This window comes from Pseudomonas sp. 22085, from assembly GCF_052045815.1.
Lineage (GTDB): Bacteria > Pseudomonadota > Gammaproteobacteria > Pseudomonadales > Pseudomonadaceae > Aquipseudomonas > Aquipseudomonas glycinae.
The window spans coordinates 266,480-292,203 of record NZ_JBQEQA010000003.1 but is presented as its reverse complement, the minus strand read 5'-3'; the positions used below and the strand labels follow the sequence as shown (position 1 = coordinate 292,203).

The window sequence follows — 25,724 nt, the reverse complement described above, 5'->3', positions numbered from 1 at the left end:
TCCTATGTCGGCGGTACGCATCGGCCCATATACATTGCAGAACGGCTTGATCCTCGCCCCGATGGCGGGCGTCACCGACCAGCCCTTTCGTCAGCTGTGCAAGCGTCTGGGCGCAGGGCTTGTAGTCTCGGAAATGGTCACCAGTGACATGAGCCTGTGGAACACCCGCAAGTCGCGCATGCGCATGATCCACGAAGGCGATCCCGAGCCACGCTCGGTGCAGATTGCCGGTGGCGATGCGCAGATGCTCGCGGATGCGGCCCGGGCCAACGTCGAACTGGGCGCACAGATTATTGATATCAACATGGGTTGCCCGGCGAAGAAGGTCTGTAACAAGGCCGCCGGCTCCGCGCTGTTGAAGGATGAGGCACTGGTCACCGAGATCCTGCACGCCGTCGTGGCGGCAGTTGATGTGCCGGTGACCCTGAAGATCCGCACCGGATGGGATCGCGACAACAAGAACGGCCTGACCGTGGCGAAGATCGCCGAGCAGGCCGGGATCACGGCGCTGGCGGTGCATGGCCGCACCCGCGCCGACCTGTACACCGGTGAAGCCGAGTACGACACCATTGCCGCGATCAAGCAGGCGGTGTCGATTCCGGTGTTTGCCAACGGCGACATCGTATCGCCGGAAAAGGCCCGCTACGTGCTCGACGCGACCGGCGCCGATGGCCTGTTGATCGGCCGGGCCGCCCAGGGGCGGCCATGGATTTTTCGCGAGATCGAACACTTCCTGCGTACCGGCGAAAAACTGCCGGCGCCGGAGCTGATCGAGGTGGAACGCATTCTGCTTGAGCATCTGGCCGCCCTCCACGCCTTCTATGGGGACGTGATGGGCGTGCGAATTGCCCGCAAGCATGTGGGCTGGTATCTCGCAACCTTGCCGGGCGCCAGGGAATTTCGCGCCCACTTCAATCGTTTGGATGGTACGGAAACACAATGCGCCAACGTTCGGGAGTTCTTCGCCGAACGTTACAAGAGCCTGACAGGGGACGAAGAAGGGGTGGCCGCATGACGATGATGACCGAGACTTTAGTGAGTGGAACAACACCCGTGAGCGACAACGTGAATTTGAAACAGCACCTCAATACCCCGAGCGAAGAAGGTCAGACCCTTCGCGGGAGTGTCGAGAAGGCGCTGCACAATTATTTCGCCCACCTTGAGGGCGCGTCCGTCACGGACGTGTACAACCTGGTGCTCTCCGAAGTCGAGGCTCCCCTGCTCGAAAGCGTGATGAACTACGTCAAGGGCAACCAGACCAAGGCCAGCGAGCTGCTCGGACTGAACCGCGGCACGCTGCGCAAGAAACTCAAGCAGTACGATCTGCTGTAAGCATTCAATCAAACCAGAAAGGCGCCCGCGTAAAACCGGTCGCCTTTTTTGCTGACTTCCCTTGCTTTTGATGGAAATTGAGATGACCGACCAGACTACCCGCCTGCCGATCCGCCGCGCCTTGATCAGTGTTTCCGACAAGACCGGGATCCTCGAATTCGCCAGGGAGCTGGAAGCCCTGGGCGTGGAAATCCTTTCCACCGGCGGGACCTTCAAACTGCTGCAGGACAACGGCGTGGCCGCAGTGGAAGTCGCGGATTACACCGGTTTCGCAGAGATGATGGACGGTCGGGTGAAAACCCTGCACCCGAAAATCCACGGCGGGATCCTCGGTCGTCGCGGTATCGACGACGCGATCATGAACGAGCATGGCATCAAGCCGATCGACCTGGTAGCCGTCAACCTGTATCCGTTTGAAGCCACCATCAGCAAGCCAGGCTGCGACCTGCCGACCGCCATCGAGAACATCGACATCGGCGGCCCGACCATGGTCCGTTCGGCGGCGAAAAACCACAAAGACGTGGCCATCGTGGTGAATGCCAGCGATTACGCCAACGTCCTGGAAAACCTCAAGGCCGGTGGCCTGACCTACGCTCAGCGTTTCGACCTGATGCTCAAGGCGTTCGAACACACCGCCGCCTACGACGGCATGATCGCCAACTACATGGGCACCGTGAACCAGGCTGCCGAAACCCTGAGCACCGAAGGTCGCAGCGAATTCCCGCGCACCTTCAACAGCCAGTTCATCAAGGCCCAGGAAATGCGCTACGGCGAGAACCCGCACCAGAGCGCGGCGTTCTACGTTGAAGCCAAGCCTGCCGAAGTCGGCATCGCTACCGCGACCCAGCTGCAAGGCAAGGAACTGTCGTACAACAACGTGGCCGACACCGACGCCGCGCTGGAATGCGTGAAGAGCTTCGTCAAACCGGCCTGCGTGATCGTCAAGCACGCCAACCCGTGCGGCGTGGCCGTCAGCCCGGACGCCGAAGGCGGCATCCGTCAGGCCTACGAACTGGCCTACGCCACTGACACTGAATCGGCGTTCGGCGGCATCATCGCCTTCAACCGTGAACTGGATGCCGAGACCGCCAAGGCGATCGTCGAGCGTCAGTTCGTTGAAGTGATCATCGCACCAAGCGTCAGCGAAGAAGCCCGCGCCATTGTCGCCGCCAAGGCCAACGTGCGCCTGCTGGCCTGCGGCGAGTGGTCGGCCGATCGCGTTCCGGCCTGGGACTACAAGCGCGTCAACGGCGGTCTGCTGGTACAGAGCCGCGACATCGGCATGATCGGTGCCGACGACCTGAAAGTGGTGACCAAGCGCGCCCCGACCGAACAGGAAGTCCATGACCTGATCTTCGCCTGGAAAGTGGCCAAGTTCGTCAAATCCAACGCCATTGTGTACGCCAAGAACCGCCAGACCATCGGTGTCGGCGCCGGCCAGATGAGCCGCGTGAACTCGGCGCGTATCGCCGCGATCAAGGCTGAGCACGCGGGTCTGCAAGTGGCTGGTTCGGTGATGGCATCCGATGCATTCTTCCCGTTCCGCGACGGCCTGGACAATGCGGCCAAGGTCGGTATCACGGCGGTGATCCAGCCAGGTGGTTCGATGCGTGATGCCGAGGTGATTGCTGCTGCTGATGAAGCCGGCATCGCGATGGTATTCACCGGCATGCGCCACTTCCGTCACTGATAAACCGATTCCCTGTGGGAGCGGGCTTGCCCGCGATGCAGACACCTCGGTTCTTCAGATAGACCGCAGTGATGCCATCGCCGGCAAGCCAGCTCCCACAGAAAAGCGCCCCAACGGCGCCCAACAGAATTAGCGTCATCCGAGGTTTTTGAAATGAATGTTTTGATCATTGGCAGCGGTGGCCGCGAACACGCCCTGGCCTGGAAAGTGGCTCAGGATCCGCGTGTGCAGAAAGTTTTCGTCGCACCGGGCAACGCCGGCACCGCGATTGAAGCCAAGTGCGAAAACGTCGCCATCGACGTGCTGGCCCTCGAGCAGCTCGCTGACTTCGCCGAGAAAAACGTTTCCCTGACCATCGTCGGTCCGGAAGTGCCATTGGTGGCCGGCGTCGTTGACCTGTTCCGCTCCCGTGGCCTGGACTGCTTCGGTCCGACCGCCGGCGCCGCGCAGCTGGAAGGCTCGAAAGCCTTCACCAAGGATTTCCTGGCACGCCACAAGATCCCGACCGCCGACTACCAGAACTTCACAGAGATCGAGCCGGCCCTGGCTTACCTGCGTGAAAAAGGCGCACCGATCGTGATCAAGGCCGACGGCCTGGCCGCCGGTAAAGGCGTGATCGTCGCCATGACCCTGACCGAAGCCGAAGACGCCGTGCGCGACATGCTCGCCGGCAATGCCTTTGGCGACGCCGGTTCGCGCGTCGTCATCGAAGAATTCCTCGACGGCGAAGAAGCCAGCTTCATCGTCATGGTCGACGGCAAGAACGTCCTGCCGATGGCCACCAGCCAGGACCACAAACGCGTCGGCGACGGCGACAGCGGCCCCAACACCGGCGGCATGGGTGCTTACTCCCCGGCTCCGGTAGTCACCGCCGACGTGCACCAGCGCGTGATGGACCAGGTGATCTGGCCGACCGTGCGCGGCATGGCCGACGAAGGCAACGTCTACACCGGTTTCCTTTACGCCGGTCTGATGATCGACAAGGCCGGCAATCCGAAGGTCATCGAGTTCAACTGCCGTTTCGGCGACCCGGAAACCCAACCGGTGATGCTGCGTCTGCAATCGAGCCTGGTGCTGCTGGTCGAAGCCGCACTGGCCCAGGCGCTGGACAAGGTTGAAGCACAGTGGGATCCACGTCCAAGCGTCGGCATCGTGCTGGCCGCCGGTGGCTACCCGGGTGACTACGCCAAGGGCGCGCCGATCAACGGTCTGGACGCCGCCGCCGCACTGGAAGGCAAAGTCTTTCACGCCGGCACCGCGCTCAAGGACGGCAACGTTGTGACGGCCGGTGGTCGGGTGCTGTGCGCCACCGCCATGGGCGCCAGCGTCGGCGCCGCCCAGGAGCAGGCCTACAAACTGGCCAAGGCCATCGACTGGGAAGGCTGCTTCTACCGCACCGACATTGGCTACCGCGCCATTGCCCGTGAACGCGGTGAATCTCAGTAATAAGCTACGCCGTGTTTCCGGCAGGGGCCCATCGCCCTTGCCGGACTGTTCCGACGCTGCGCATCGTTATATTCTGGCATCAACCTACGAAGGGATTTCGCCGTGCGCTGGCTCAGGATTGCCATAGGCTTCACCGTCACGCTGCTGACCTTGCTCTGCACGCTCCCGGCCCAGGCCGCGCAAGGCAGTGGCTGGTCGGTATTGCTTGACGATCAGGGCAACCTCCAACTGAGCGACATCCGCTCTGCCCGCTACACCAATCAATTCAGCCCTATCGAGCTTGACCGCCTCACCGCGGCCGAACCCGATGGCGCCCTGTGGCTGCGCTTCAGGCTGGCGCCCGGCAAGCACGAGCAAGTGCTGCGGATCTTCGCCCCTGACCTGTCGCACCTCAATCTGTATGTACTCGACGGTGATCGACTGATCGAACAACGCGACACCGGCACCGCTCAGCCCCAGGCGGAGCGACCGCTGCCCAGCAGCGATTTCATGCTGCCGTTGCCCCAGAGTGACAAGCCCCTCGATGTCTACCTGCGACTGGTCTCAGACCACCAGCTGCGCCCGTACATCACCCTGCAAGCGGCGGTGATGGCCGCGGCCAATCACAACCAGACGCTGATCTACGGCCTGCTGTTCGGCTGTCTGGCGATGCTGATCCTGCACAACCTGATCCGCTACGCCTACACCCGCTCACGCAGCAGCCTGTGGCTCGCGGTGTGTGAAGGCCTGTTGAGCCTGAGTCTGTTGCTGCTGCTCAACCTCGCCGGCCCGTGGCTGCCGAACTGGCACGCGATCCAGACCCCCGGCGCCTATCTGGCCCTGCTGCTGACCGCACCGGCGGGCCTGATGTTCGCCTACCGCTTCTTCGCGCCGCTCGGCCCGCATCCACTGAACAAGCTGCTGATCGGCGACATCCTGTTCATCGTGGTCTGCAGCCTGCTGCTGTTGTTCGTCAACACCCTGCCACTGAACATCATCACCTACGCGCTGGTGGCCCTGGCCGGCCTGAGCATGTTGTTGGTGGGGTTCTTCCACTGGCAGAAAGGCTACCGCCCTGCCCGGCTGTTCGTTGCCGCAATGGTGGTGTTCAACATCGGCACGCTGATCATCCTCCCGGCCTTGCTGGGGCTGACTTTGGTGGCGCCGCAAGGTCTGATCATGACCCTGATGGGTTTCATCTGCATCAGCGGCCTGCTGATGAGCATCGCCCTCGGCGAGCGTCAACGCAGCATCACCGAAAGCCGTTTCAGCATCAGCCGCGACCTTGCCGCGAGCAACGCCGAGATCAACGCCAAGGCCGAGTTCCTGGCCAAGATCAGCCACGAAATCCGCACGCCGATGAACGGCGTACTGGGCATGACCGAACTGCTGCTCGGTACGCCGCTGTCGGTAAAACAGCGCGACTACGTGCAAACCATCCACAGCGCCGGCAATGAACTGCTGACCCTGATCAACGAGATCCTCGACATCTCCCGCCTCGAGTCCGGGCAGATCGAACTCGACGACGTGCAGTTCGACCTCAACGCGCTGATCGACGATTGCCTGAGCATCTACCGCGCCAAGGCCGAACAGCAGAACGTCGAGCTGATCAGCTTTATCCAGCCGCAAGTGCCACGGGTCATCAGCGGCGACCCGACGCGTCTGCGCCAGACACTGCTGAGCCTGCTGGAAAACGCCCTGAAGAAAACCGAGGAAGGCGAAGTGCTGGTGGTGGTCGCCCTCGACGAACGCAGCGCCGGCCCACGCCTGCGCATTGCCGTGCAGGACAGCGGCCAACCGATGGATCAGGAAGAGCGCGACGCGCTGATGCACGCCGAGTTGCACAGCAAGCACTTTCTGTCGGCCAACCGTCTGGGTGGCAACCTCGGGCTGGTGATCGCCCGCCAACTGATCCGCCTGATGCAGGGCGAGTTCGGCATCAAGAGCGGCGCCAGCCAGGGCAGCACGCTGTGGCTGACCCTGCCGCTGGACCCTGATCGCCTGGAGCACCCGACCTCGGACCTCGACAGCCCGCTGCAAGGCGCGCGCGTGCTGGTGGTCGACGACAACGACACCTGCCGCAAGGTGCTGGTGCAGCAATGCAGCGCCTGGGGCCTGAACGTCAGCGCCGTGCCGTCTGGCAAGGAAGCGCTGGCCCTGCTGCGCACCAAGGCGCATTTGCGCGACTATTTCGATGTGGTCCTGCTGGACCAGAACATGCCCGGCATGACCGGCATGCAACTGGCGGCCAAGATCAAGGAAGACCCGAGCCTGAACCACGACATCCTGCTGATCATGCTCACCGGCATCAGCAATGCGCCGAGCAAGATCATCGCGCGCAACTCGGGGATCAAGCGCATCCTGGCCAAACCGGTGGCCGGCTACACCCTCAAGACCACGCTCGCCGACGAACTGAACCAGCGCAACCGTGGCCAGGTGGTGTTCCAGCCGCAGCCAGCCAACCCTGCCACCCCCGTCAAAGTGCCCAGCGACTTCCGCATTCTGGTGGCCGAAGACAATACGATTTCCACCAAGGTGATCCGGGGCATGCTCGGCAAGCTCAACCTGCAGCCAGACACCGCCAGCAACGGCGAAGAAGCCTTGCAGGCGATGAAAGCCCAGCGCTACGACCTGGTACTGATGGACTGCGAAATGCCGATCCTCGACGGGTTCTCCGCCACCCAGCAACTGCGGGCCTGGGAAGTCGGCAACCAGCGCATCCGCACGCCGATCGTGGCACTGACCGCGCACATTCTCGCCGAACACAAGGAACGCGCGCGTCAGGCCGGGATGGACGGGCACATGGCCAAACCGGTGGAGCTGTCGCAACTGCGCGAGCTGATCGAGCACTGGGTGGCCCAGCGTGATCAGCAGAACCGAGCGACGACGCAACCGTCGTGAGCCGACAGACACGATAGCGCCTGTTAGACTCCCCCGACTTTCCCCGCCAGCGAGCCCGCGCCATGCTCCACGTGTTATTCAGTGTTTACCTGAAGATGCTGGTGCTCTACAGCCCGTTCTTCGTGTTGTCCTGCTTCATCAGCCTGACCCGTGGTTATTCACGCAAGGAACAACGCCGCCTGGCCTGGAAGGTGGCGATCGCCACCCTGGTCTCGAGCGTTTTGCTGTATCTGTTCGGGCGAGTGATTTTCGATGTGTTCGGCATCACGGTGGATGCCTTCCGTATCGGCGCCGGCAGTGTGCTGTTCATTTCGGCACTGGGCATGGCACAAGGCAAATCGGCGGTGCAGGCTGACAACGTCCAGCAGGACGTGACCATCGTGCCACTGACCATTCCCCTGACCGTCGGCCCCGGAACGATCGGTGCGCTATTGGTGATGGGCGTCAGCCAACCGCACTGGGACGATAAACTCACAGCCATCATCAGCATCGCTCTGGCCAGTTTTACCGTGGGTGTCGTGCTTTATCTGTCGAACCGCATCGAACGGATCCTGGGCGATCAAGGCTTGCAGATTGTCAGCCGCCTGATGGGACTGTTCGTCTGTGCGTTGGCCGCGCAGATCATTTTCACCGGGGTGAAAGGTTATCTGGTGCCGTGATCCGCACGGCAAGGCCGCCGACGCAGAGATCGGCGGCCTCGTTTGGCCACAATCGAATCAGTGAGTGAACGATTCGCTCGTTGCGATCAACGCCTTCATGTCCACGTAGCCTTTGTCGACCTGATCAGTCATGACCTTGTGCAGCAGCTGTTCAAGGCTGAACCGGTGGTCACCCGTTGCGGTCCTGACAACGATCTCCATCGCAATGACCGGCCCGCCTTCCGAGGCATATACATCGCGCACTATCAGACTGTGAGCGTTGTCTGGATCGATCAACATGAGTTGCCCGTCCTTTACTGTCAGCAACAGCCGTTCGTTCGCCGACATCTCCAGAAACAGCCTGGGCGCCCCGGAACGCTGAACGTCCGGGGACGGCTGGCATTCAAGCACGATGCAGTCCATGCGCTGCCAGTCTTCGTCGGTCAGGCGACAGACCTGCTGCGGCGCGCCGAACGTCAGCAACAGCTTTTCAACGCCAAGGGGCACAACCACCTGTGAACCTGGAAAGTCACTGCGGGACGCAATGGACATGACCTCCTCCTGCCTCTGTGCCAGACAGTCCTGCATCCAGATCGAGACTGACGGGGTCGGCTCAGGGCGCGGCGTGAAGACAATGTTATCCACGGGGTCGTACACCAGCGGCAGCGATTCACTTTCAAGGCCCAAAAACACCGGCCATTGCCCGTCGGACGGTTTGATGACGTCGAACAGTTGATCGGACTCGGGGACATAGTATCGATAGAATCCATCCCTCTCTCCAACCGGCATGAAAGCAGCATGTGGACAGGTCGAGACCAGCGCTCGCAAGCGATCGCGAAGCCGGGCATCGGTTGGGCGATCGCGTTCGGACCAGCGAGTCTCGACACCGAGAACTTTGGCCGGCTGGCCATCAATCAATTGCAGGTTCACACCGTCCCGCGTCTGCACCAGCAACCCTTGACCCCGGACCTCGACCTCTGAAACCTGCCACTGATCCCATACCGGCTGTGCCTTCGGCAAATGGTCCGGATTCGACAGACGCGAGCCTTCGGCAAAGGCGGCCCCCAGCGCTTCGAAGTCGACGAGGCTCTGGCGATAGAGTCGGCCTGCCGTACGGTCGAACAACCAGGCCGCCTTCGCATCAGGTGTCGTCGCAAGCAAAGTCATTTCCCCGCCGTCGCCGACGTCTGCCAGTAGCATTTGCCCGGCGATGCACCACGCTGCCAGAAATGCAGGACGGTCCCGGCGCGTCAGACCGATCACGGCAAAGGGTGCGGCCTTATGCTTTTGAGCCAGTTCAGACATTGCGTCCGGCCAGTCGGGATTCAATTCGAACCAGCGCTGACCCACGCCGATGAACCGCAGCGCGCCGTCCCTGTCGACCTCGAACAGACGCCCGTCCTTTTTGGTGGCAACGTAACGACCTGCGGTAGAAGTCAGCTCGACGACATTGTCTTCGATAATGTCGTCAACCGTCTCTGCATCATCTATCCGGCCGAGCGCCACTCTAATCAGCGCTCCAGCTTCCTTGTCATAAATAATCGCGTCCTGATTGTCGACCCGGTCCCACATCAACATCGTCCGCTGCACGACATCGAAATAATTGAGAATGAATTGGTTGTCATGCAGCCGAAGCCATCCGGAGTAAGCAAACTCACCGTGGTCAAAACAGCGTAACTCGACAAACGGCGCGGCTTTCCAGATGCTCAGCGACGTGGACATTTCGGCAGCGTCATCGGCATACGGCCGGGGTTGCGTTAACTGACTCAGAGGTTGCTTCCAGTAATCGAGCGTGCGTTGAAGCAAATCTTCGGAATGTCCCCGGGCGTTGAAGTGTGTGAATGTCAACGCCGCTCCATCAATCAGGTACTCCAACGAATAGTCGGCCTCACCCGAGCCGGAGACGTCCTGAACGACACGCAGCCCTCCGCTGACCGTGCTTTCGAAACCGGTGATTCTTGAACCTTGCGCAGGATTCATCAGGCGATAGCGATGATTGACCGTTCCAGAGAGGGTATCGACACGCCACAGGGTCGGATGATCCGGGTGATAGAACCACGCGTGCTCTGCAATGACGGCTCCCAGAACGATGCCTGTATTCACCGCGTCCGGCAGATTGCGCGGATACAGAATGCGATCCAGTCCGGCGTCGTAGTACCCGGTGGTCGAAACGGGTTTGTTGGAGGCAGTCATAGGCACCTGAAAACCAGACACCGGCGTGTGCGACGAGGTCAGCCGATTCGCGCGGCGCAGGCTCCTGAGTCTTGCCAGAACGGTATCTGAAATCCGGTCCACGTCCGGCAGCCCGGCGGTGATACCGACACCGGACTCACTTGTTTGCGAGATCCTGTTGCTGCTCAGATCGATGCGAACCAGCAGCAACGCATTGTTTTTGCTGCGATCCACCTGAAACAGTTCGCCGCCCTTGAGCCGTATAAAACCTTCAAAGCCATCGATCCGGATGCCATCGACGATAAGTGCCGCGTCCTCGAACCGAACCTGCTCCTCACTCGCCCAAGGCGCGGCAATCACCCACTCGGCCGAGGCACGAGGCAAAAACGCCTCAGGGGAGGGGCCCTCAACGAGAGGCGGCGGATTGAGGACAACCGACACCACGCCCGGACTGAGCGTCAGCAGCACTTGTCCAGAATGGGCGGTGATTTCATAGGAAATCAGGTTTTTCCATTCGGCCGGCAATTGAGGTACGACCAGTTGTCGACAGTGTTCATCCAGGCGCACGCGGATAGCGGTCGGCGTGTTGAACGGATGCAATTTGTAGAGGACATGGGGGAACGGGGCCGTGGAAAAGAACTGCAACCGTTGCTCGCCCCGCTCATCGAACTCCAGTCGTTCCTTCCATCCGTCGATGATATTGGGATAGGACGTGCGCAGCCCGCTGCGGTCTTGCGCGACCGGCAGCGAATAATCCCCGTAATCCCAGAACCGCTGATAAGTTTTCAAGCGTTCGGAGATATCCTCGTCCGGGGAGAAACCCGACGAACCCAATTGGTATTCGTATCCGTAGTAACAGCCTGGCGTGCAGGGCAAGACGACTGCATTGACCTGTTTCTGCCGGTCGATTCTCAACGTCGATGGCAGACGCAGCGCCTCGCGAATATTGATCGCCCGGTGCCTTTCCTGCTCTCTTGCATCGAAGGAGGGAAGCCCCACAGTCTGAAAGATCGTCGCGAAGAACTTCTGGCTATCGAATGCCACGCTGCCCCGCCGCAGATCCAGCTCTGTGATGACGGCTTCGGGTTCGAAACGCAGGACACCCTTCTCGATCCTGTGTCCTGCCTCCGTATAGGCTTCATTGATCAGAAACAAGTGACGTCCGACCGCTCTGGCCTTGTCACTGATTTGTCCCAGGTTGCTGGCAATGGCCGCTGCACCGATACCGATGCCCAGCAACGGAATCGACAGCACAGCCGCCACCGACCCCACCGTACCGCCGACCGCCAGCGCCGCTATATCCAGACCCAGCGCCGCCCCATTGAATGCAAGCTGGGTGGCCAGTCGCGAGCGTTGCTCATCAGTGGTGGCCACGGTCAGGCCATGGATATCGAAACCGATGTTGACCGCCGAAAATCCCAGACCTACTCCCGATGCGGCACGCCCCAGCAACCGCGAGGAAAGCGACGCATGACCTGCTGCGAGCGCCTGTTCACTGGCCGCCACTTGTCGCACCAGACTGACCATCTGCAGTGCGTCTGTCACGACACCAAAACTCAGTTGCGCATAACTCACATAAGCCTGGACCTGCAGAGCGGTCGTCAGTGCGGGAATCTGCCCCCCCTGACGTTGATACTCTCGACTGCGCATCTCATTGATGATGGCCTGGATAGCGAAGGCAAAACTCAAACGGCTGCCGCCGTCGGTCTCCACCGGGCCTCGCGCCGGCCCCGCCAGCGTGTTTGCCAGACGCCTGATGTGTCTTGCGAGTTTGATGAACCGTGAATCGACGGTACTGACCTCGACCGAGACCTGGGGGTGACGGGCGTCAACCATCGTCAGCGTGTAGTGCGACTTCGACGTTTCCCTCACCGTCTCGAGCAATGGCAGGTATTGCTCCCCAAGCTGGCTGTCACTGCGCAAGCGCCGGGTCGCCTCTTCGAACTCGCCTGCCTGGTGGCGTGCGTCAAGTTGCGCCAGGCCCTCTCCCATCCGCACGTTTTCCGAAAGCGAGCGCATGCGTGCCGATGCCTGTTCATCCCATACGGAAACCGTTCGGCCGGCGCTAACCCGTTCGCTCTTCAGAAGGTCGTTCACGAGCAGTTTCGAAGGCAATACCTTGTCGGCAATCGCCTTCGTATCCAGCTCGATCACCGTGAACACGGAGTCCGTCGAACCGGCCAGACCGTAGAGCGCTGCCAAATCACCGTCACTGGCGAGGTGACCCTGTATGGCTCGCTGGAGTTGATCCGCCCGAGAGAATCCGTAAATCGCATAATTCGGGTCGAAAAAGCGATAGGACGGTTTTCCGTCAACCTGAACCCTGGCCACCAGCAATGCATGCTTACCCGTATCGAGCAGGTAGACGGCGGATCCGGCTTTCGCCTCCAGATTGCGGACAATCACGTCAAGCCCAAGTGCTCCGTTCGAACGTCCGATCTCGGTCGTTGCAACAGCCGACAAGTCATCCAGTGCGGCAAACATGGTCCGGGACTCGGCATCAGCGGGATCGAGACTGGCATTGGCAATCCGGCCGATCAGCGCACGCTCGGCCTCGTCTCCGAGCCCCAGCGCAGCGGCCATCAGCAATGCCAAGGGATAGCAGCGGCGGCCGGGATCGCCGGTGCCCAGCCGCAACAGATCCTGAGGAACCTGCCGTGCCGAAGAGGCCCCGGCCTTGAAGAACTGCTCGCGGATCTGCACAGCGTTCCTGAGGATTTTCGTCTGATAGTCACGGCGCGCGGCACCGTTGATTTGCGCGATGCGCTGTCCCCACTGGTACAAGGTCAGCGGTTCGGCCAGTGCGCGGACCTTCAGCTCACCTGCGCTCTCTGCGCCAGATGTGGCCCCTTGGGCAAAACCGGCCTGAAAAGCCGGAGCGCTGCGTTCGTAAAGGATCTTCTCGATAGCGTTATAGCGTTTGAAAAAGCCTTCATCGACGGTGTCCCGGGCCACTGCCCGGACTTTTTGCCACGCCTCGGAAAAGCCCTCCACATCCACACGCGATGCCGAGAACAAACCACCGATAACAGCTCTCTGCAACGGGCTCAACTGATCGAGTTCAAGCGCCCCCCGGGCAAGCCTTGTCAGAAAATCATTGAAATTGTCGGCAGCCTGCTCCCCATGCGAAGGCGGAATGAGGCTGTCAGGTTGCGCGAGAATTTGCTGTCGAACATCCAGACCCAGATCGATTCGCCTGCCGACATTGATTTCGCCACTCAGTTTGTCGCGCATTGCCTTGATGAAGGGGTCGCCCAGATCATTCATCAGTTTCTGCAAGACATCGGTCAAGAACACCGGTTTGCCTTCGATGACCGGCCAGCCCTGCTTGAATGTCATATGGTGCTCATTGAGCAACTCCGTCAGGTTGGCGCCGTAACGTGACAGGAGTTTTCCATCTTTCCACTTGTTGTGTTCTTTCGTCAGCCACTGTTCGGGATCATCATTGACGGTCCAGCCAGAGATCATTTCCTCTTCGGTATAGACGTTGTAGCTGTCCAGTAACTTGAGATGTTTACGCACATCATCGACATGATCGGGCAATAATTTGTCTTCTATATACTTTGTCACTCCTGTCGCCGCGCTGCCTGGCCCGGTCAGCGTGACAGTTCCTCGTGCGCCGATGCGAATGCCGTCTTGATAATACGTAGCAATGGCTTCAATCAGATTGGCCGATGAAAAGTGATTCTTTGAACCGGGAAATCTTCCCTCCGCCTGTTTTTCATTGACGACGTTCTGAATGACGCTGATAACACGGCTTTCATCCGACGCCGCGATACCCATTGCGTCCAGACGACGCTCGACCTCATACAGGCAGTCATAATTCAGACGGATCGCCTGCATGTAGGCCATGGTCATCCCGCTGCGCGGCTGCGCCAGAAAATGCGCGTTCATTTCCCCATTGCTCGCAAGACCTTTCGCGGTGCCCAGGCGAATGGCATCCTGCGGAACCGGGCTGTCCTGCGGGGCAATGAATATTCCGGACACGCCGGGCTTCTCACGGGCAAACGCTAGAAGTTTTTCTTTATCCTGTGCAGGAATTTTGTCGGTTCTGTCCTTGTAGCGAGACCGATCCCTGCCCGGCATCAACGAAGCATCCTCATTGAGCAGAAGCTGCAGCACGCCCACCTTCGCCTCTTCGCTGAACTGGCTGATGTCCACGCCGCCCAGCTTGTCGACAAACGGAGGCAGATAGTCCATGTCACTGTAGCGGCCGCCCTCCAGAAACCCGGCCTGCAACCTGACGACATCACTGGCTGCCGCGAGATTTCCGCGCAGGCCGATTTCCCGCTGATAGACATCCTGCAGGAAATGTCCGGCAAACTCGCGGCCAGCGTCACGCACTCGCAGATCATCACCGGCCATCGCCAGATGCGTATCCAGGCATTTCTGACGGAATGCCTCCAGCACCTTGCGGTCCTTGCCATATGCGCTGACCATTAACTGGATGCGGGCGTCATCCCTGCGTCCGGCCCACTGCGGCTGGTTGATGTAATCCGCCATCTGGAGCTTCAAGACGCGCGCGCGGTCTTCAATCATTTGTGCCAGCTGCGAAGGTTTGCTGACCTGATCTGCGCCGGACTCCATCGCATGCGCCCTGGCACTGTCGAGAATGACGCGGTTCATCTCGAAAGCCAGCAACGCATCGCTGTCGTACCAGAGATTGAATTGGTAATTCTCCGGGCCCAGCACGGCGCGCCAGATATTCATGTAGTCGCGCTGGATGTGACCGACTTCACTGCCGCCCACCCAGACGAAGTGCATGATTTTCGGAACGGTCCGAGCGACACCTGAAAATACTGAAACCGTTGCGCCAAGTCGCGACGCGTAGTTCTGAATACGCGCGTGCGCCCGCTCGATGACCGGTGATACCGGCCCCTTCATTCGCCCGGTCAACGATTCAAAGGTTTCGAGGAATAGTTTGACTGGCAACTGCTGTTCCACAGGCTGATTCGTTGCGGTGGCCAACTGATAATAGTGTTCGAGCGCCGCATATTCGGCGCTCGCCGAATACGCGGCAAATGCATTCTTTATATGACTGAATTCGGTCTTCGAAGGCAAACCAATTAAACTTTCAACATCCATGATGACAGATTCCATTCGATCAAAAACATTCAAACAGGCACAAACACACCTCCCTGCTCATATTGATCAGGAGGGCACTCGATAATTAATAAACTTCCTTGAAGCCGGGCCAGACTAGGATAAAAAAACAACCACCACAAACATAAAAACCTTCAAACTGTTTCCATCACAACATTCAAAACAATATAAATCCCGACACTTTAAAAACAGTCAGTATTTCGAAACAGATTCTCAACTTAAAAAACAAGGCCGCGAATATCAAGTTCGCGGCCTTGTTTGCGTACGGCAGGTATGCGAGCGCAAGCATCGGACGTCAGCCCACTGGCTTTTCACCGTACCAACGTGGGGTGTACACCCACTCGCCACCTTCGGCACGAGCAAAGGTGCAGGTCGTGGACGAACCGATCAGCACCATCGTGCGCATGTCCACCTGCTCCGGCGTCACTGCGCCGAGCGTCGTCACCCGCAACGTCTGCCCCGGCCGACCGATATCGCGGCCCAGCACCACTGGCGTTTGCGGTGTGCGGTGTTGCGCGACGATTTCCAGCGCTCGCCCCAGTTGCCACGGACGGGCGCGGGAGATCGGGTTGTAGAACGCCAGCGCCAGATCCGCTTCGGCGGCCAGATCCAGCCGTTTCTCAATGATCGACCACGGCTTGAGGTTGTCCGACAGCGACATCACGCAGAAGTCGTGACCCAACGGTGCACCGGCCTGAGCGGCGGTGGCGAGCGAGGCGGACACGCCCGGCAGAATTTCCAGATCGACGCTGTGCCACGCCGGGTCCGTCGACTCGTGCAACGCTTCGAGCACCGCCGCCGCCATGGCGAACACGCCCGGATCGCCGGAGGAAACGACGATCACCGATCGGCCCTGAGCGGCCAGCCTGAAGGCGTGACGGGCGCGCTGCATTTCTTCGCGGTTGTCGGTGCAATGCTGCACCTGATCAGCGCGGAACGGGCCGGCCATGCGCACGTAGGTTTCGTAACCCAGCACGTCGGTGGCCCGGGCCAGTTCGGCTTTTACCGCCGGCACCATCAGCTCGGCTGCACCTGGCCCGAGACCGATGACGGCCAGACGTCCGCGCGGACGGCCAACCTGCGAAACATCCAGCGGTTGTTCGGCCACGGCGATGGCGAGGTCATGGGATGTGGTGATGATCCGAGCGCCGGGGACTGCATCACGAGCCAGCTCACCGATGTCATTCGCCGGCGCCACAAAGCGCAGCGGCACCGCCAGTTCAAGCGCAGCCTCACGCAATGCCGGACTGGCCATCTGAACGTCCGCCGCCACCAGACAGGCCAGCGATTGAATCGCCACACCGGCCTGCTGCAACGCATCGCGAATCGCATCCGGCAGATCGGCCACATCGGCACCGACCGCCACCGCCACACTGCGTGGATAAATCAGCAACTCACTGGCGCTCGCTTCTCGGGCTGCGCTGCTGACATGAATCGAGCGCTGCGCCCGTGGATCTTCCGGCAGTTGCGCCTGCTCAAGCCACGGCGCAGCGCCGTCGATGCGCACGCTGTGGCCGGCGAGCAGGTCGGAGACAAAACGCTTGCCCTGCTCGAGATCGCCGAGGGCATAACCGCCGGGCGGGTTGAGCAGGCAGGTGCCGAAGCGCAACTCGCCGCTGGTGGTGATCGCCGCTGCCACTTCAAGCGCAGCCGCGATCTCGCGGGCCATGACATTCACCCCGCCGAGGCCACCGAGCAGCGGCACCACGGCACTGCCGTCCTCAGCCACGGCGAGCACCGGTGGCTCGTTGCCTTTCTCCAGTAGCAGCGGCGCCAGGGTGCGGATGACGATGCCGGCCGCGCACAGGGCAATGATCGGCGTGTCCTGTTGATACAGCGCGCGCAGGGTCGCGCCGAATTCGCTGTAAGTCAGGTCTGCGCCTTCGACACGTCCATTGAGCCCGTGAATCTTTGCGCCCGGATAGACCTGCTGAAGGCGACGGGCCGTAGCGAGCGCGCCCTGGCCGAGAATGACGATGGCCGGTGTGGAATGGTTCATCAGCCTTGCCACCGTTCGCCAGGAACAATGATCAGCGAGAAGTATGGCGACGACATCGGCTCGACCTCATCCAGCGGCACGATCTTCTGATTGGCCATGGTCGCGCGCTCGACATACAGCGCACGCTCGGCGAGACCCAGTTCCGCCAACACCTCGCGCACCTTCGGGAAGTTGCGCCCCAGCTTCATGATCACCGCCGCGTCGGCATCGGCCAGACGACGCTTGAGCTCGTCATGAGGCAGCACGCCGGACAACACCGACAGGCTCTGATTGCGATACACCAGCGGCGCGCCCAGCACCGAGGCGCCGCCGAGCATCGAGCAGACGCCCGGCACCACTTCGGCTTCATAGCGGCCGGCGAGACGATCGTGCAGGTACATGTAAGAGCCGTAGAAGAACGGATCACCTTCGCAGATCACCGCCACGTCGCGACCGGCATCCAGATGCGCGGCCACTTCCTCTGCCGCTTCATCGTAGAAGTCGCTGATCACTTGCTCGTAGGACAGCGGCGCCGGCAGCACTTCGGTGGTCACCGGGTACACCAGCGGCAGCAGGTTCTGCGCGTCCTGCAGATGCGCTTCGATGATGCCGAACGCGTTGCCCTTCTTGCCCTTGGCCACGAAGTACGCCACCACCGGCGATTCGCGCAGCAGGCGCAGGGCCTTGACGGTAATCAGTTCCGGATCACCGGGGCCGACGCCCAGGCCAATCAAACGTCCTTGAGCCTGCATCATTCGATCTCCGTGGCGAGGGCATTGACCGCAGCGGCAGCCATGGCGCTGCCGCCGAGGCGGCCCTGCATGATCACGAACGGCACGCCACGGCTGTTGGCAGCCAGCTCGGCCTTGGACTCGGCAGCGCCGACGAAGCCCACCGGGAAGCCGAGGATCAACGCCGGTTTCGGGGCGCCGGCATCGAGCATTTCCAGCAGATAGAACAGCGCGGTCGGCGCGTTGCCGATCACCACCACGCTGCCTTCCAGATGCGGACGCCACAGCTCCAGAGCGGCTGCCGAGCGGGTGTTGCCCAGCTCGCGCGCCAGCCCCGGCACGCTGTCATCGCGCAAGGTGCAGATCACTTGGTTGTTGGCCGGCAGGCGCGCACGGGTCACGCCCTCGGAAACCATCCGCGCATCGCACAGGATCGGCGCACCGGCGGCCAGCGCATCGCGCCCGGCCTTGCCCGCGCCTTCGGAAAACTGAAGCCCGTCGATCGCCTCGACCATGCCGCAGGCGTGGATCACCCGCACCGCGAGTTTTTCCAGGTCGGCCGGAATGCGCGCGAGGTTGGCCTCGCTGCGAATGATCGCGAAGGAGTTGCGATAGATCTCCTGACCGTCGCGGATGTAATCAAGCATCAAGGGGGCTCCGTGAGCGGGCGGCGAGCAGGGTCGCGACCGCTTCGATAGTAAGGTTGTGAGCGTGCAGTGCGCCGAAACCCGGCAGCGCTGCATCGCGAAAATAGAGATCGTAGTGACCGGGGCCGACCGCCAGCAGCGTCACCCCAGCCCGATGCGCGGCGGCGCAAGAGCGAGGGCAGCCGGACAGGTGCACATCCACGGCGTGGGGCAACAGCGCAGCCAGCAGGCGGGCATCGTGTTTGGTGTCGGCCAGGCCTTTGCCGCAACCGTTGGCACCGGTGCAGGCGATCAGGCGCGCCAAAGGATCTTCGACACGGGTCAGCAGGTTCAGCGTATCCAATTCGTCGAGCACTTGAACCGCATCGGTTTCCCGCACATTAGGCAGCAACAGACTCTGCCAAGGGGTGAAACGCAGGCTGCCGTCGCCGAAGGTTCTGGCCAATTGCGCAACACCACGCAGCGTATCCGGGTCGAGGCGACCGAGCGCCGGTGCGGCACCGACATAGACCTGACCGGGCAACTGCTGAGCGTGGATGCCGAGGTGCAAACCCACTGATCCGGCTTCGCGCTGCCAATCTCTGGCAGCCTGGAGGTTGATCCGCTGACCGAGCACTTCCAGAAACTTCGGCGCCGGGCATTCTTCCAGCAGATGGCGCATCCGGGCCTGATCCGGCCGGGCCAGCTCGAGGAACAACTCCAACACCGCCACCACCAGCGCATGGCCGTCGGCAAGCGCTACGGCAGCCAGCGGTCGATCCGTCGGGCAACCCGCCAGGCCGAACGCCAACAGCGTGTCGTCGCACTCCTGGTACGCCGACAACCACAGATCATGGGGGTGTTCGAGCATCGCCAGCGCTTCTCCGCCATCCAGTTGCACGGCGAACTTGGCGCTCAGCTCATGGAAACGCGGATGGCTTTGCAGGGTCTCGAGGATCTGCCCGGACAATGGCCGAGTATCGAAGCGCATCTGCCGGTCAATACCGGCAGCCGGGCTGAGCATCAGGTTGCGCACATCATCGCCGGCTGCGGTTCGCGGCCCGAGACCGGCGGCCAGCAGGCTGTCGATCAGCGCGGCGGATTGCTCGCCGATCCCGCGTATCTGCAGATTGCCCCGGTTGGTCGCCTCGATCGCCCCGCCGGCAAAGCGCTCGGCAGCGTTGGCCAGCGCATCGGCCTGACCGGCCGTGATCGAACCACCGTCAAGCTTGATCCGGCAGATCCCGCCATCCAGCGCCTGGACGATACGCAGCAACCCCGGACAGGCCGAGGGGCGTATGGCGTTGGACATCGGGCGTTCGTTCAAGGGCTGACCGGCTGACAGGCAGTGCTGTGATGGGCGAAAGGTCGCCATTATGCCTGCTTTGCCTGACTGCATGAAAAGTCTGCCCGTCGGACAGCCGATCATGTTGCATCTTCTACCGCCACCGCTGGAGCTTGTCGCCAACTCTCAGGCTAACGCGATGATCTGCTCCTGGCGCCGCTCCCCCAATAACTCAATCACTTTGGCCCGGGAAAAGACGTAATCTTCGGGATCGATCAGTGCCCTGTAACCATCGATGGATACGTTACCCCGCACGTTTGCGGTATTGAATCGATGGCACCAGAGATTGCCTTCAATGACTTCATCAACTTCGAACGCGATGAAGACTGTCGACACCCCCAGCCCCCGAGTCAGAAGACTGAGTCCGAACCGCACCCACCGGCCCTCATGCAACGCGTTCTCGAAAAGAACGCCCGTTGCCGGCGTCGGCGATGCCTCGCTCAACAGCGAATCCAGGCTGAGATCCACGACTTCATCGGTCGCGGCGGGAACCCACTGATAAAGGATCCGCCGGGTCAACTCGGCGAGAGTAAAACTGCGCGGCATCGGCACAGGCAGGCTGGCTTGCGGGTTATCCAGCAACATTGCACCGGTGACTCTCAGTGCGATCCTGTTGGCCTGATTCCATGCATCGACCTGGGCAAAGTCAGGACATTTGCGAGAAGCGACCAGTTGAGCATAAAGCAGTGCATCCAGACCATCGCACCGGTCCGACGCCAACAACTCATCCGCGACCAACACCACCGTACCGGCGCATACGAAGGTCTTGAAACCAACACCTGCATTCATCGAAAACTCCTTTTAAGAAAGCCAGAGGACCGGGCCTCTGGCTTCAATGAACATCAGGCCTGGCCAAACTCGTAGCTGAGCGCTTTTTCACGCTGCTCGGTCAATGCCCTGACAATCAATGGCTCGACCAGCAAGTAGTCCTCTTCGTCCATGGTCATGGTGGCGGAGCCGTTGTAGATGCTGACGCTGGATGTCGCCCACTCGACAAACAGCACCTTGGTCGGTTGCGCCGCGGCAAAATACTGAACCGCAGCGATGGCCATCGTGATGGTGCCGTCTTTGTTTTCCAGGGCACTCGACATACAGAAGTTGCCGCCCTCGGCTTTTTTAACGTTGCGTTCAAAAAGTCCCAGCGCTTCAGGGACATCTTTCAGCGCTTCAATCGTGGAGTCCGCCACATCCTTGAGCACCTTCAAGGCCGCCGCCCCCTGCCCCACCGCCGAAGACACCGCAGTATGGAGGATGTTGAGTGCAACATTGTCCATGGTCAGTTTCTGGGAAGTTGCATTGTAGCGATTGTAAGGCTGGTTGAAGGCAAACCAGCCCCCTACTTTCATGAGCTTCATGAATTCATCGTAGCGTTTCTCCTTCTGGCTGGCGGAAGGGTATTTGGTCAAGGCAACCAGATCAGCGTACATATAGGTATTTTTCACAATGCGTTTGCTGCGTCTGGACATACTTTCATCGAAACCGGCGATGCCTGTGCCCATGATGGCGGCGTTAAGTTCATCCTTGTCGATTGGCAAACTGGCATTCAGCGACAACTTCGCAGAGCGAGGAACGGGCTGTGCGGCGATCAGCTGGTTACACTCTTCGATCAAAGCAATACGTTGAGCTGCGGACAAGGTCTCACCAACCACTTCGTCATTCTTAGCAATTACTTCATTCATTATGCACATTCCTTTAAATTAAAAACGCCTCCGTGGCGCACACTCAAACTAACTTCCACTCCACCAACACGCAACTTTCACTGCATTCAATTTATTTCAACACAGACAAAAAAACCGAACTCACTGACTCAGTGCAAACTCATTACGCCGCATATCGCGGACCAGTTCAGTCAACTCTGCTCGCCGGGCACTCATGTTTTTCGGCGTATTCATGAACCGCCGCGCATAGACTTCCAGTTGCGACCTGGAATATTCGACATCCCAGAACAAATACCTCTTCGTCCACTGGGCGTCGAGCAACCCGACATGACTGATCACTATTTCAAGATGTTTATAGTAATTGTAATAGGCCGGTGAAAATACAAAGTCATTCCATTCCCGGACACTGTCCGCAAACAAATCAAAACCCGCCGGATTGTGTTCCAGCAACTGGAAGGTTTTTTTCATCTGCTGTCGCCTTCCACTACTCAGCAGCCGTTCCATCGATTTTGACCAGGCATCCAGAAAGTCGCCCTCAAACTCCCGACCGGCAACCCGCACCGGTTCACCCAGCTCCCAGCCAAGCTGCTGAAGCGATGCGGAGTAATATTCGAACCAGAAGCCCGGAGCCTGTCTTCTGTTCACGCGCTGGTCGGCCTGATACTCGGCCCAGCGCATGCTGTCTTTGATAAAACGTTCATCTTCACGGCTCACTCCGGAAAAAAAAGTGAGCAAGCTATTTCCCGCGACAACCGAGCTGCTTTCTTCGGCAATGTCAGCGACTTGTGGCAAAACATTATCAAGCATTTCCATGCGTCATTAATTCCCTTATAAAAATCACTATCCAGAACAACAAGTCATCTCTAACAAACCCATACCAACTACAAACAAAACTTATCAACAAAAAAACAACCTGAGAAAAAACAACATAAACATTAGATGTCTTCCAGGCTGTTCAAAATGCGCAGCAGTCATTTCGCGGGAGTCGCGTTATCATGTCGCCCACTGACGATGAACAAGTAATGAGGAATGGCATGACCCCTTGGCTGACGGTTGTAGGCATTGCCGAAGACGGCTTCAAAGGTCTTGGCAAAAATGCCCGGCGCGCCTTGATGAGCGCCTCGCGGATCATCGGCGGTCAGCGTCAGCTGGATCTGTTGCCGGTGTGCATCCGTGGCGAGCGCCAGTTGTGGCCGAGCCCGTTTTCCCTGGCCCCGGTGCTCGAGCGTCGCGGCGAAGCGGTGTGTGTGCTGGCCAGCGGTGATCCGATGTTCTACGGCGTTGGCGCGAGCCTGGCGCGGCAGGTGCCGGGGGCCGAGATGCTGGTCCTGCCGGCCCCGTCGTCCTGCTCGCTGGCGGCGGCCCGACTGGGCTGGCCGTTGCAGGACGTCAGCGTGCTGTCGCTGGTGGCTCGCCCGCTGGCGGCTCTCAATGCACAACTGTTTGGCGGCGTGCGCCTGTTGTTGCTGAGCAATGACGGCCAGAGCCCGGCCGCCGTTGCGGCATTGCTGCGCGAGCGCGGCTTCGGCGCCAGTCGCCTGAGCGTCCTGGAGCATCTGGGTGGCAGCGCCGAACGCCGGATCGACGGCACCGCCAACGACTGGAACGATCCGCGCATTGCCGACCTCAATGTGATCGCCATCGAATGCCTCGCAGATCCAGACACTCCGCGCCTGTCGCGCCTCGCCGGGCTGCCGGACTCGGCCTTCCGGCACGACGGCCAACTGACCAAGCGTGACGTGCGCGCCATCACCCTCGCCCGCCTCGCCCCGACACCGGGCGAACTGCTGTGGGACGTCGGCGCCGGCAGCGGCTCGATCGGCATCGAGTGGATGCGCGCGCACCCGAGCTGTCGCGCACTGGCCATCGAGGCTGACGATGGTCGCCAGCAGCTGATCGAACACAACCGCGATGCGCTGGGTGTTCCCGGCCTGCAATTGATTCGCGGCAGTGCGCCGCAGGCGCTCATCGGGCTGGAACGTCCGGACGCGATTTTCATCGGCGGCGGCGTGACCCGCGAAGGCGTGCTCGACACTTGCTGGGAACAACTAAAGCCCGGTGGCCGACTGGTCGCCAACGCCGTGACCCTGCAAAGCGAAATGACCTTGATGAGCTGGCGCGAACAGCACGGCGGCGAGCTGACCCGCATCCACATCGCCCAGGCACAGCCGCTGGGCGAGTTCGATACCTGGCGCCAGGCGCTGCCGATCACCCTGCTCGATCTGGTCAAACCCCTCGATGCGTGACGAAACTGCCGAACAACCCGCGCCCCTGCGCAGCGGCCTGACCACCGGCAGCTGCGCCACAGCGACCAGCCTCGCCGCGGCTCGCCTGCTGCTCGGCGGAGTGGTGGCGGACGCGGTGCAGATCGTGTTGCCCAAGGGCAAGCAGGTGCAGATGCGACTGGAGTTCTGCCGACTGACCGAAGACGGCGCGGAAGCCGGAACGATCAAGGATGCGGGCGATGATCCGGACGTGACTCACGGCGCCCTGCTCTACTCCCGTGTGCAACTGATCGACGAGCCGGGAATTCGCTTCATTGCCGGTAAAGGTGTCGGCACCGTCACCCGCCCGGGACTGGTGCTGGCCGTCGGCGAACCGGCGATCAACCCGGTGCCGCGCAAGATGATCAGCGATCACCTGACGCTGCTCGCCGAAGAAACCGGCTATCGCGGCGGCTTCGCGGTGACGGTGAATGTCGAGGGCGGCGAAGCTTTGGCATTGAAAACCATGAACCCGCGCCTGGGGATTCTCGGCGGGCTGTCGATCCTCGGCACCAGCGGCATCGTCCGGCCGTTTTCCTGCGCGGCGTACATCGCTTCGATCCACCAAGGCATCGACGTGGCGAAAACCAACGGCTTCCTGCACATCGCCGCCTGCACCGGCAACGCCAGCGAAGACACCATGCGCCGGGTCTACAACCTGCCGGAAATTGCCCTGATCGAAATGGGCGACTTCGTCGGCGCGGTGCTCAAGCACCTGCGCAAAGTACCTGTGGATAAACTCAGCCTGTGCGGCGGCTTCGGCAAGATCAGCAAACTCGCAGCCGGGCACATGGACCTGCACTCGCGTCATTCGAGCATCGACCTGCCGCAACTGGCCGAATGGGCGGCGGCGATTGGCGCCGACGATGCGCTGCAGCAAGCCATACGCGGGGCGAACACCAGTCAGCAGGCGTTGGCGATGGCCAGTGCGGCGGGTGTTGCCCTGGGTGATGAAGTTTGCCGCCATGCTCTGGAATTCGCCCGCAGCGTGGTGCCGGCTCAGGTGCAGGTCGAAGTGTTTGCGATTGATCGTCAGGGCGGCATCGTCGGCCATGCGGGAGCTTTTGTATGAAACGGATTCTGTTGCTCGGCGGCGTGACTGAAGCGCTGGCCATCGCGCGCACTCTGGGGCCAGAACACATTTACAGCCTGGCCGGCGTCGGCCGGGTGCCGACCGATCTGACGTGTCAGGTGCGCGTCGGCGGCTACGGTGGCGCCGAAGGTCTGGCGCAGTTCATTCTCGACGAAGGCATCACACTTTTGCTCGACGCGACCCATCCCTACGCCGCACAGATCAGCCACAACGCCGCCACTGCTGCGCAACTCACCGGCATCCCCTGCTGGGCCCTGCGCCGCCCGGCGTGGCAACCGCAACGGGGCGATGACTGGCGCGAAGTCGCCGACTGGGCCGAACTGATCACCGCCCTCGAACCCTTCCGCCGCCCACTGTTCACCCTTGGCCGCGAACCGCTGCAACACCTCGATGAAATCCCCGCGCACCAGTTCTGGACCCTGCGCGCCCTCGACGTCTACCCCGGCAACGAACGCTGCGAAGTCATCGGCGCCCGTGGACCGTTTCTGCTGGAGGACGAGCGAGCGCTGTTCGAACGCCGGCAGATCGACGTGCTGATCAGCAAGAACAGCGGCAGCACCGCAACCGAGCCGAAACTGGACGTGGCGCGGGAGCTTGGGGTGCCGGTGATGGTGTTGAAGCGGCCGGTGTTGGCGGGGGTTGATCGGGAGTTCAAGAGTACGTCTGAAGTCCTGGAAGCCCTCTCTACGTCAGATAATTCCTGATTTCGAGCTAATCCTTGATTTGACCGGCAGAATTTCAGGAACCAGCCGACTGTTCGCCCCTGCC

The 25,724-nt window shown here is 60.8% G+C and carries 17 protein-coding genes; 9 read left to right on the top strand and 8 right to left on the bottom strand.

Going from position 1 to position 25,724, the window contains the following annotated elements:
• Window positions 1-4: 4 nt before the first annotated feature.
• The 6 genes from dusB to ACTJK7_RS05135 all read left to right on the top strand — a co-directional run bounded on the left by dusB (window position 5) and on the right by ACTJK7_RS05135 (window position 8,007).
• Window positions 5-1,015: a tRNA dihydrouridine synthase DusB gene (gene dusB, locus ACTJK7_RS05160; protein WP_064379205.1), complete on the top strand. Its 1,011-nt coding sequence runs from the start codon at window positions 5-7 to the stop codon at window positions 1,013-1,015.
• The gene (gene fis / locus ACTJK7_RS05155) at window positions 1,012-1,332 is read left to right on the top strand and encodes a DNA-binding transcriptional regulator Fis (protein WP_002555375.1); all 321 of its coding nucleotides are present in this window, start codon (window positions 1,012-1,014) and stop codon (window positions 1,330-1,332) included. Before dusB ends, fis begins: the two co-directional genes overlap by 4 nt.
• An 82-nt stretch (window positions 1,333-1,414) precedes the next feature.
• The gene (gene purH / locus ACTJK7_RS05150) at window positions 1,415-3,022 is read left to right on the top strand and encodes a bifunctional phosphoribosylaminoimidazolecarboxamide formyltransferase/IMP cyclohydrolase (protein ID WP_039772035.1); all 1,608 of its coding nucleotides are present in this window, start codon (window positions 1,415-1,417) and stop codon (window positions 3,020-3,022) included.
• A gap of 153 nt (window positions 3,023-3,175) precedes the next feature.
• Window positions 3,176-4,468 carry a phosphoribosylamine--glycine ligase gene (gene purD / locus ACTJK7_RS05145; protein WP_108559408.1) on the top strand — a complete coding sequence of 431 codons (1,293 nt, stop codon included), beginning with the start codon at window positions 3,176-3,178 and terminating at the stop codon, window positions 4,466-4,468.
• A 102-nt stretch (window positions 4,469-4,570) separates the two neighbouring features.
• Window positions 4,571-7,348 (top strand): hybrid sensor histidine kinase/response regulator, encoded by a 2,778-nt coding sequence (locus ACTJK7_RS05140; RefSeq protein WP_323151142.1) that lies wholly within the window; start codon window positions 4,571-4,573, stop codon window positions 7,346-7,348.
• A 62-nt stretch (window positions 7,349-7,410) separates the two neighbouring features.
• Entirely contained in the window at window positions 7,411-8,007 is a 597-nt protein-coding gene (locus ACTJK7_RS05135) for a MarC family protein (RefSeq protein ID WP_440779940.1), read from the top strand.
• A 57-nt stretch (window positions 8,008-8,064) separates the two neighbouring features.
• Here ACTJK7_RS05135 and ACTJK7_RS05130 read toward each other — a convergent pair whose 3' ends face one another.
• The 8 genes from ACTJK7_RS05130 to ACTJK7_RS05095 form a co-directional block, all read right to left on the bottom strand.
• Window positions 8,065-15,243: a TcdA/TcdB pore-forming domain-containing protein gene (locus ACTJK7_RS05130; RefSeq protein WP_440779942.1), complete on the bottom strand. Its 7,179-nt coding sequence runs from the start codon at window positions 15,241-15,243 to the stop codon at window positions 8,065-8,067.
• 313 nt (window positions 15,244-15,556) lie between these two features.
• Window positions 15,557-17,260: a precorrin-3B C(17)-methyltransferase gene (gene cobJ / locus ACTJK7_RS05125; protein ID WP_108559403.1), complete on the bottom strand. Its 1,704-nt coding sequence runs from the start codon at window positions 17,258-17,260 to the stop codon at window positions 15,557-15,559.
• A complete protein-coding gene (locus tag ACTJK7_RS05120) occupies window positions 17,260-17,994 on the bottom strand; it encodes a precorrin-2 C(20)-methyltransferase (protein ID WP_108559402.1) in 735 nt (244 codons plus the stop codon). The genes cobJ and ACTJK7_RS05120 overlap by 1 nt, the downstream gene beginning before the upstream one ends.
• Window positions 17,991-18,617 (bottom strand): precorrin-8X methylmutase, encoded by a 627-nt coding sequence (locus ACTJK7_RS05115; protein ID WP_108559400.1) that lies wholly within the window; start codon window positions 18,615-18,617, stop codon window positions 17,991-17,993. Before ACTJK7_RS05115 ends, ACTJK7_RS05120 begins: the two co-directional genes overlap by 4 nt.
• A complete protein-coding gene (gene cobG / locus ACTJK7_RS05110) occupies window positions 18,610-19,908 on the bottom strand; it encodes a precorrin-3B synthase (RefSeq protein ID WP_064379190.1) in 1,299 nt (432 codons plus the stop codon). The genes ACTJK7_RS05115 and cobG overlap by 8 nt, the downstream gene beginning before the upstream one ends.
• Before the next feature lie 159 nt (window positions 19,909-20,067).
• Complete coding sequence (locus ACTJK7_RS05105) at window positions 20,068-20,730, bottom strand: hypothetical protein (protein ID WP_108559396.1); 663 nt, start codon at window positions 20,728-20,730, stop codon at window positions 20,068-20,070.
• 53 nt (window positions 20,731-20,783) lie between these two features.
• Entirely contained in the window at window positions 20,784-21,620 is an 837-nt protein-coding gene (locus ACTJK7_RS05100; RefSeq protein WP_064379186.1) for a hypothetical protein, read from the bottom strand.
• Between the two features lie 120 nt (window positions 21,621-21,740).
• The gene (locus tag ACTJK7_RS05095) at window positions 21,741-22,412 is read right to left on the bottom strand and encodes a hypothetical protein (RefSeq protein ID WP_064379185.1); all 672 of its coding nucleotides are present in this window, start codon (window positions 22,410-22,412) and stop codon (window positions 21,741-21,743) included.
• A gap of 221 nt (window positions 22,413-22,633) precedes the next feature.
• On the opposite strand from ACTJK7_RS05095, the gene cbiE reads away from it, so the two are divergent.
• From cbiE to ACTJK7_RS05080, 3 genes are read left to right on the top strand one after another with little or no spacing between them, the layout of a single operon-like run.
• Window positions 22,634-23,845, top strand: a complete 1,212-nt coding sequence (gene cbiE / locus ACTJK7_RS05090; protein WP_108559394.1) for a precorrin-6y C5,15-methyltransferase (decarboxylating) subunit CbiE — start codon at window positions 22,634-22,636, stop codon at window positions 23,843-23,845.
• The gene (locus tag ACTJK7_RS05085) at window positions 23,838-24,935 is read left to right on the top strand and encodes a cobalt-precorrin-5B (C(1))-methyltransferase (protein WP_323151511.1); all 1,098 of its coding nucleotides are present in this window, start codon (window positions 23,838-23,840) and stop codon (window positions 24,933-24,935) included. The genes cbiE and ACTJK7_RS05085 overlap by 8 nt, the downstream gene beginning before the upstream one ends.
• Window positions 24,932-25,660, top strand: a complete 729-nt coding sequence (locus tag ACTJK7_RS05080) for a cobalt-precorrin-6A reductase (RefSeq protein WP_108559390.1) — start codon at window positions 24,932-24,934, stop codon at window positions 25,658-25,660. The genes ACTJK7_RS05085 and ACTJK7_RS05080 overlap by 4 nt, the downstream gene beginning before the upstream one ends.
• The last annotated feature ends 64 nt before the right edge of the window (window positions 25,661-25,724 follow it).

What these genes read in the sequence shown, in the direction of transcription:
- dusB (WP_064379205.1), top strand. Translation starts at nt 5, where the DNA reads ATGTCGGCGGTACGCATCGGCCCATATACATTGCAGAACGGCTTGATC.
- fis (WP_002555375.1), top strand. Translation starts at nt 1,012, where the DNA reads ATGACGATGATGACCGAGACTTTAGTGAGTGGAACAACACCCGTGAGC.
- purH (WP_039772035.1), top strand. Translation starts at nt 1,415, where the DNA reads ATGACCGACCAGACTACCCGCCTGCCGATCCGCCGCGCCTTGATCAGT.
- purD (WP_108559408.1), top strand. Translation starts at nt 3,176, where the DNA reads ATGAATGTTTTGATCATTGGCAGCGGTGGCCGCGAACACGCCCTGGCC.
- ACTJK7_RS05135 (WP_440779940.1), top strand. Translation starts at nt 7,411, where the DNA reads ATGCTCCACGTGTTATTCAGTGTTTACCTGAAGATGCTGGTGCTCTAC.
- ACTJK7_RS05130 (WP_440779942.1), bottom strand. Translation starts at nt 15,243, where the DNA reads ATGGATGTTGAAAGTTTAATTGGTTTGCCTTCGAAGACCGAATTCAGT.
- cobJ (WP_108559403.1), bottom strand. Translation starts at nt 17,260, where the DNA reads ATGAACCATTCCACACCGGCCATCGTCATTCTCGGCCAGGGCGCGCTC.
- ACTJK7_RS05120 (WP_108559402.1), bottom strand. Translation starts at nt 17,994, where the DNA reads ATGATGCAGGCTCAAGGACGTTTGATTGGCCTGGGCGTCGGCCCCGGT.
- ACTJK7_RS05115 (WP_108559400.1), bottom strand. Translation starts at nt 18,617, where the DNA reads ATGCTTGATTACATCCGCGACGGTCAGGAGATCTATCGCAACTCCTTC.
- cobG (WP_064379190.1), bottom strand. Translation starts at nt 19,908, where the DNA reads ATGTCCAACGCCATACGCCCCTCGGCCTGTCCGGGGTTGCTGCGTATC.
- ACTJK7_RS05105 (WP_108559396.1), bottom strand. Translation starts at nt 20,730, where the DNA reads ATGAATGCAGGTGTTGGTTTCAAGACCTTCGTATGCGCCGGTACGGTG.
- ACTJK7_RS05100 (WP_064379186.1), bottom strand. Translation starts at nt 21,620, where the DNA reads ATGAATGAAGTAATTGCTAAGAATGACGAAGTGGTTGGTGAGACCTTG.
- ACTJK7_RS05095 (WP_064379185.1), bottom strand. Translation starts at nt 22,412, where the DNA reads ATGGAAATGCTTGATAATGTTTTGCCACAAGTCGCTGACATTGCCGAA.
- cbiE (WP_108559394.1), top strand. Translation starts at nt 22,634, where the DNA reads ATGACCCCTTGGCTGACGGTTGTAGGCATTGCCGAAGACGGCTTCAAA.
- ACTJK7_RS05085 (WP_323151511.1), top strand. Translation starts at nt 23,838, where the DNA reads ATGCGTGACGAAACTGCCGAACAACCCGCGCCCCTGCGCAGCGGCCTG.
- ACTJK7_RS05080 (WP_108559390.1), top strand. Translation starts at nt 24,932, where the DNA reads ATGAAACGGATTCTGTTGCTCGGCGGCGTGACTGAAGCGCTGGCCATC.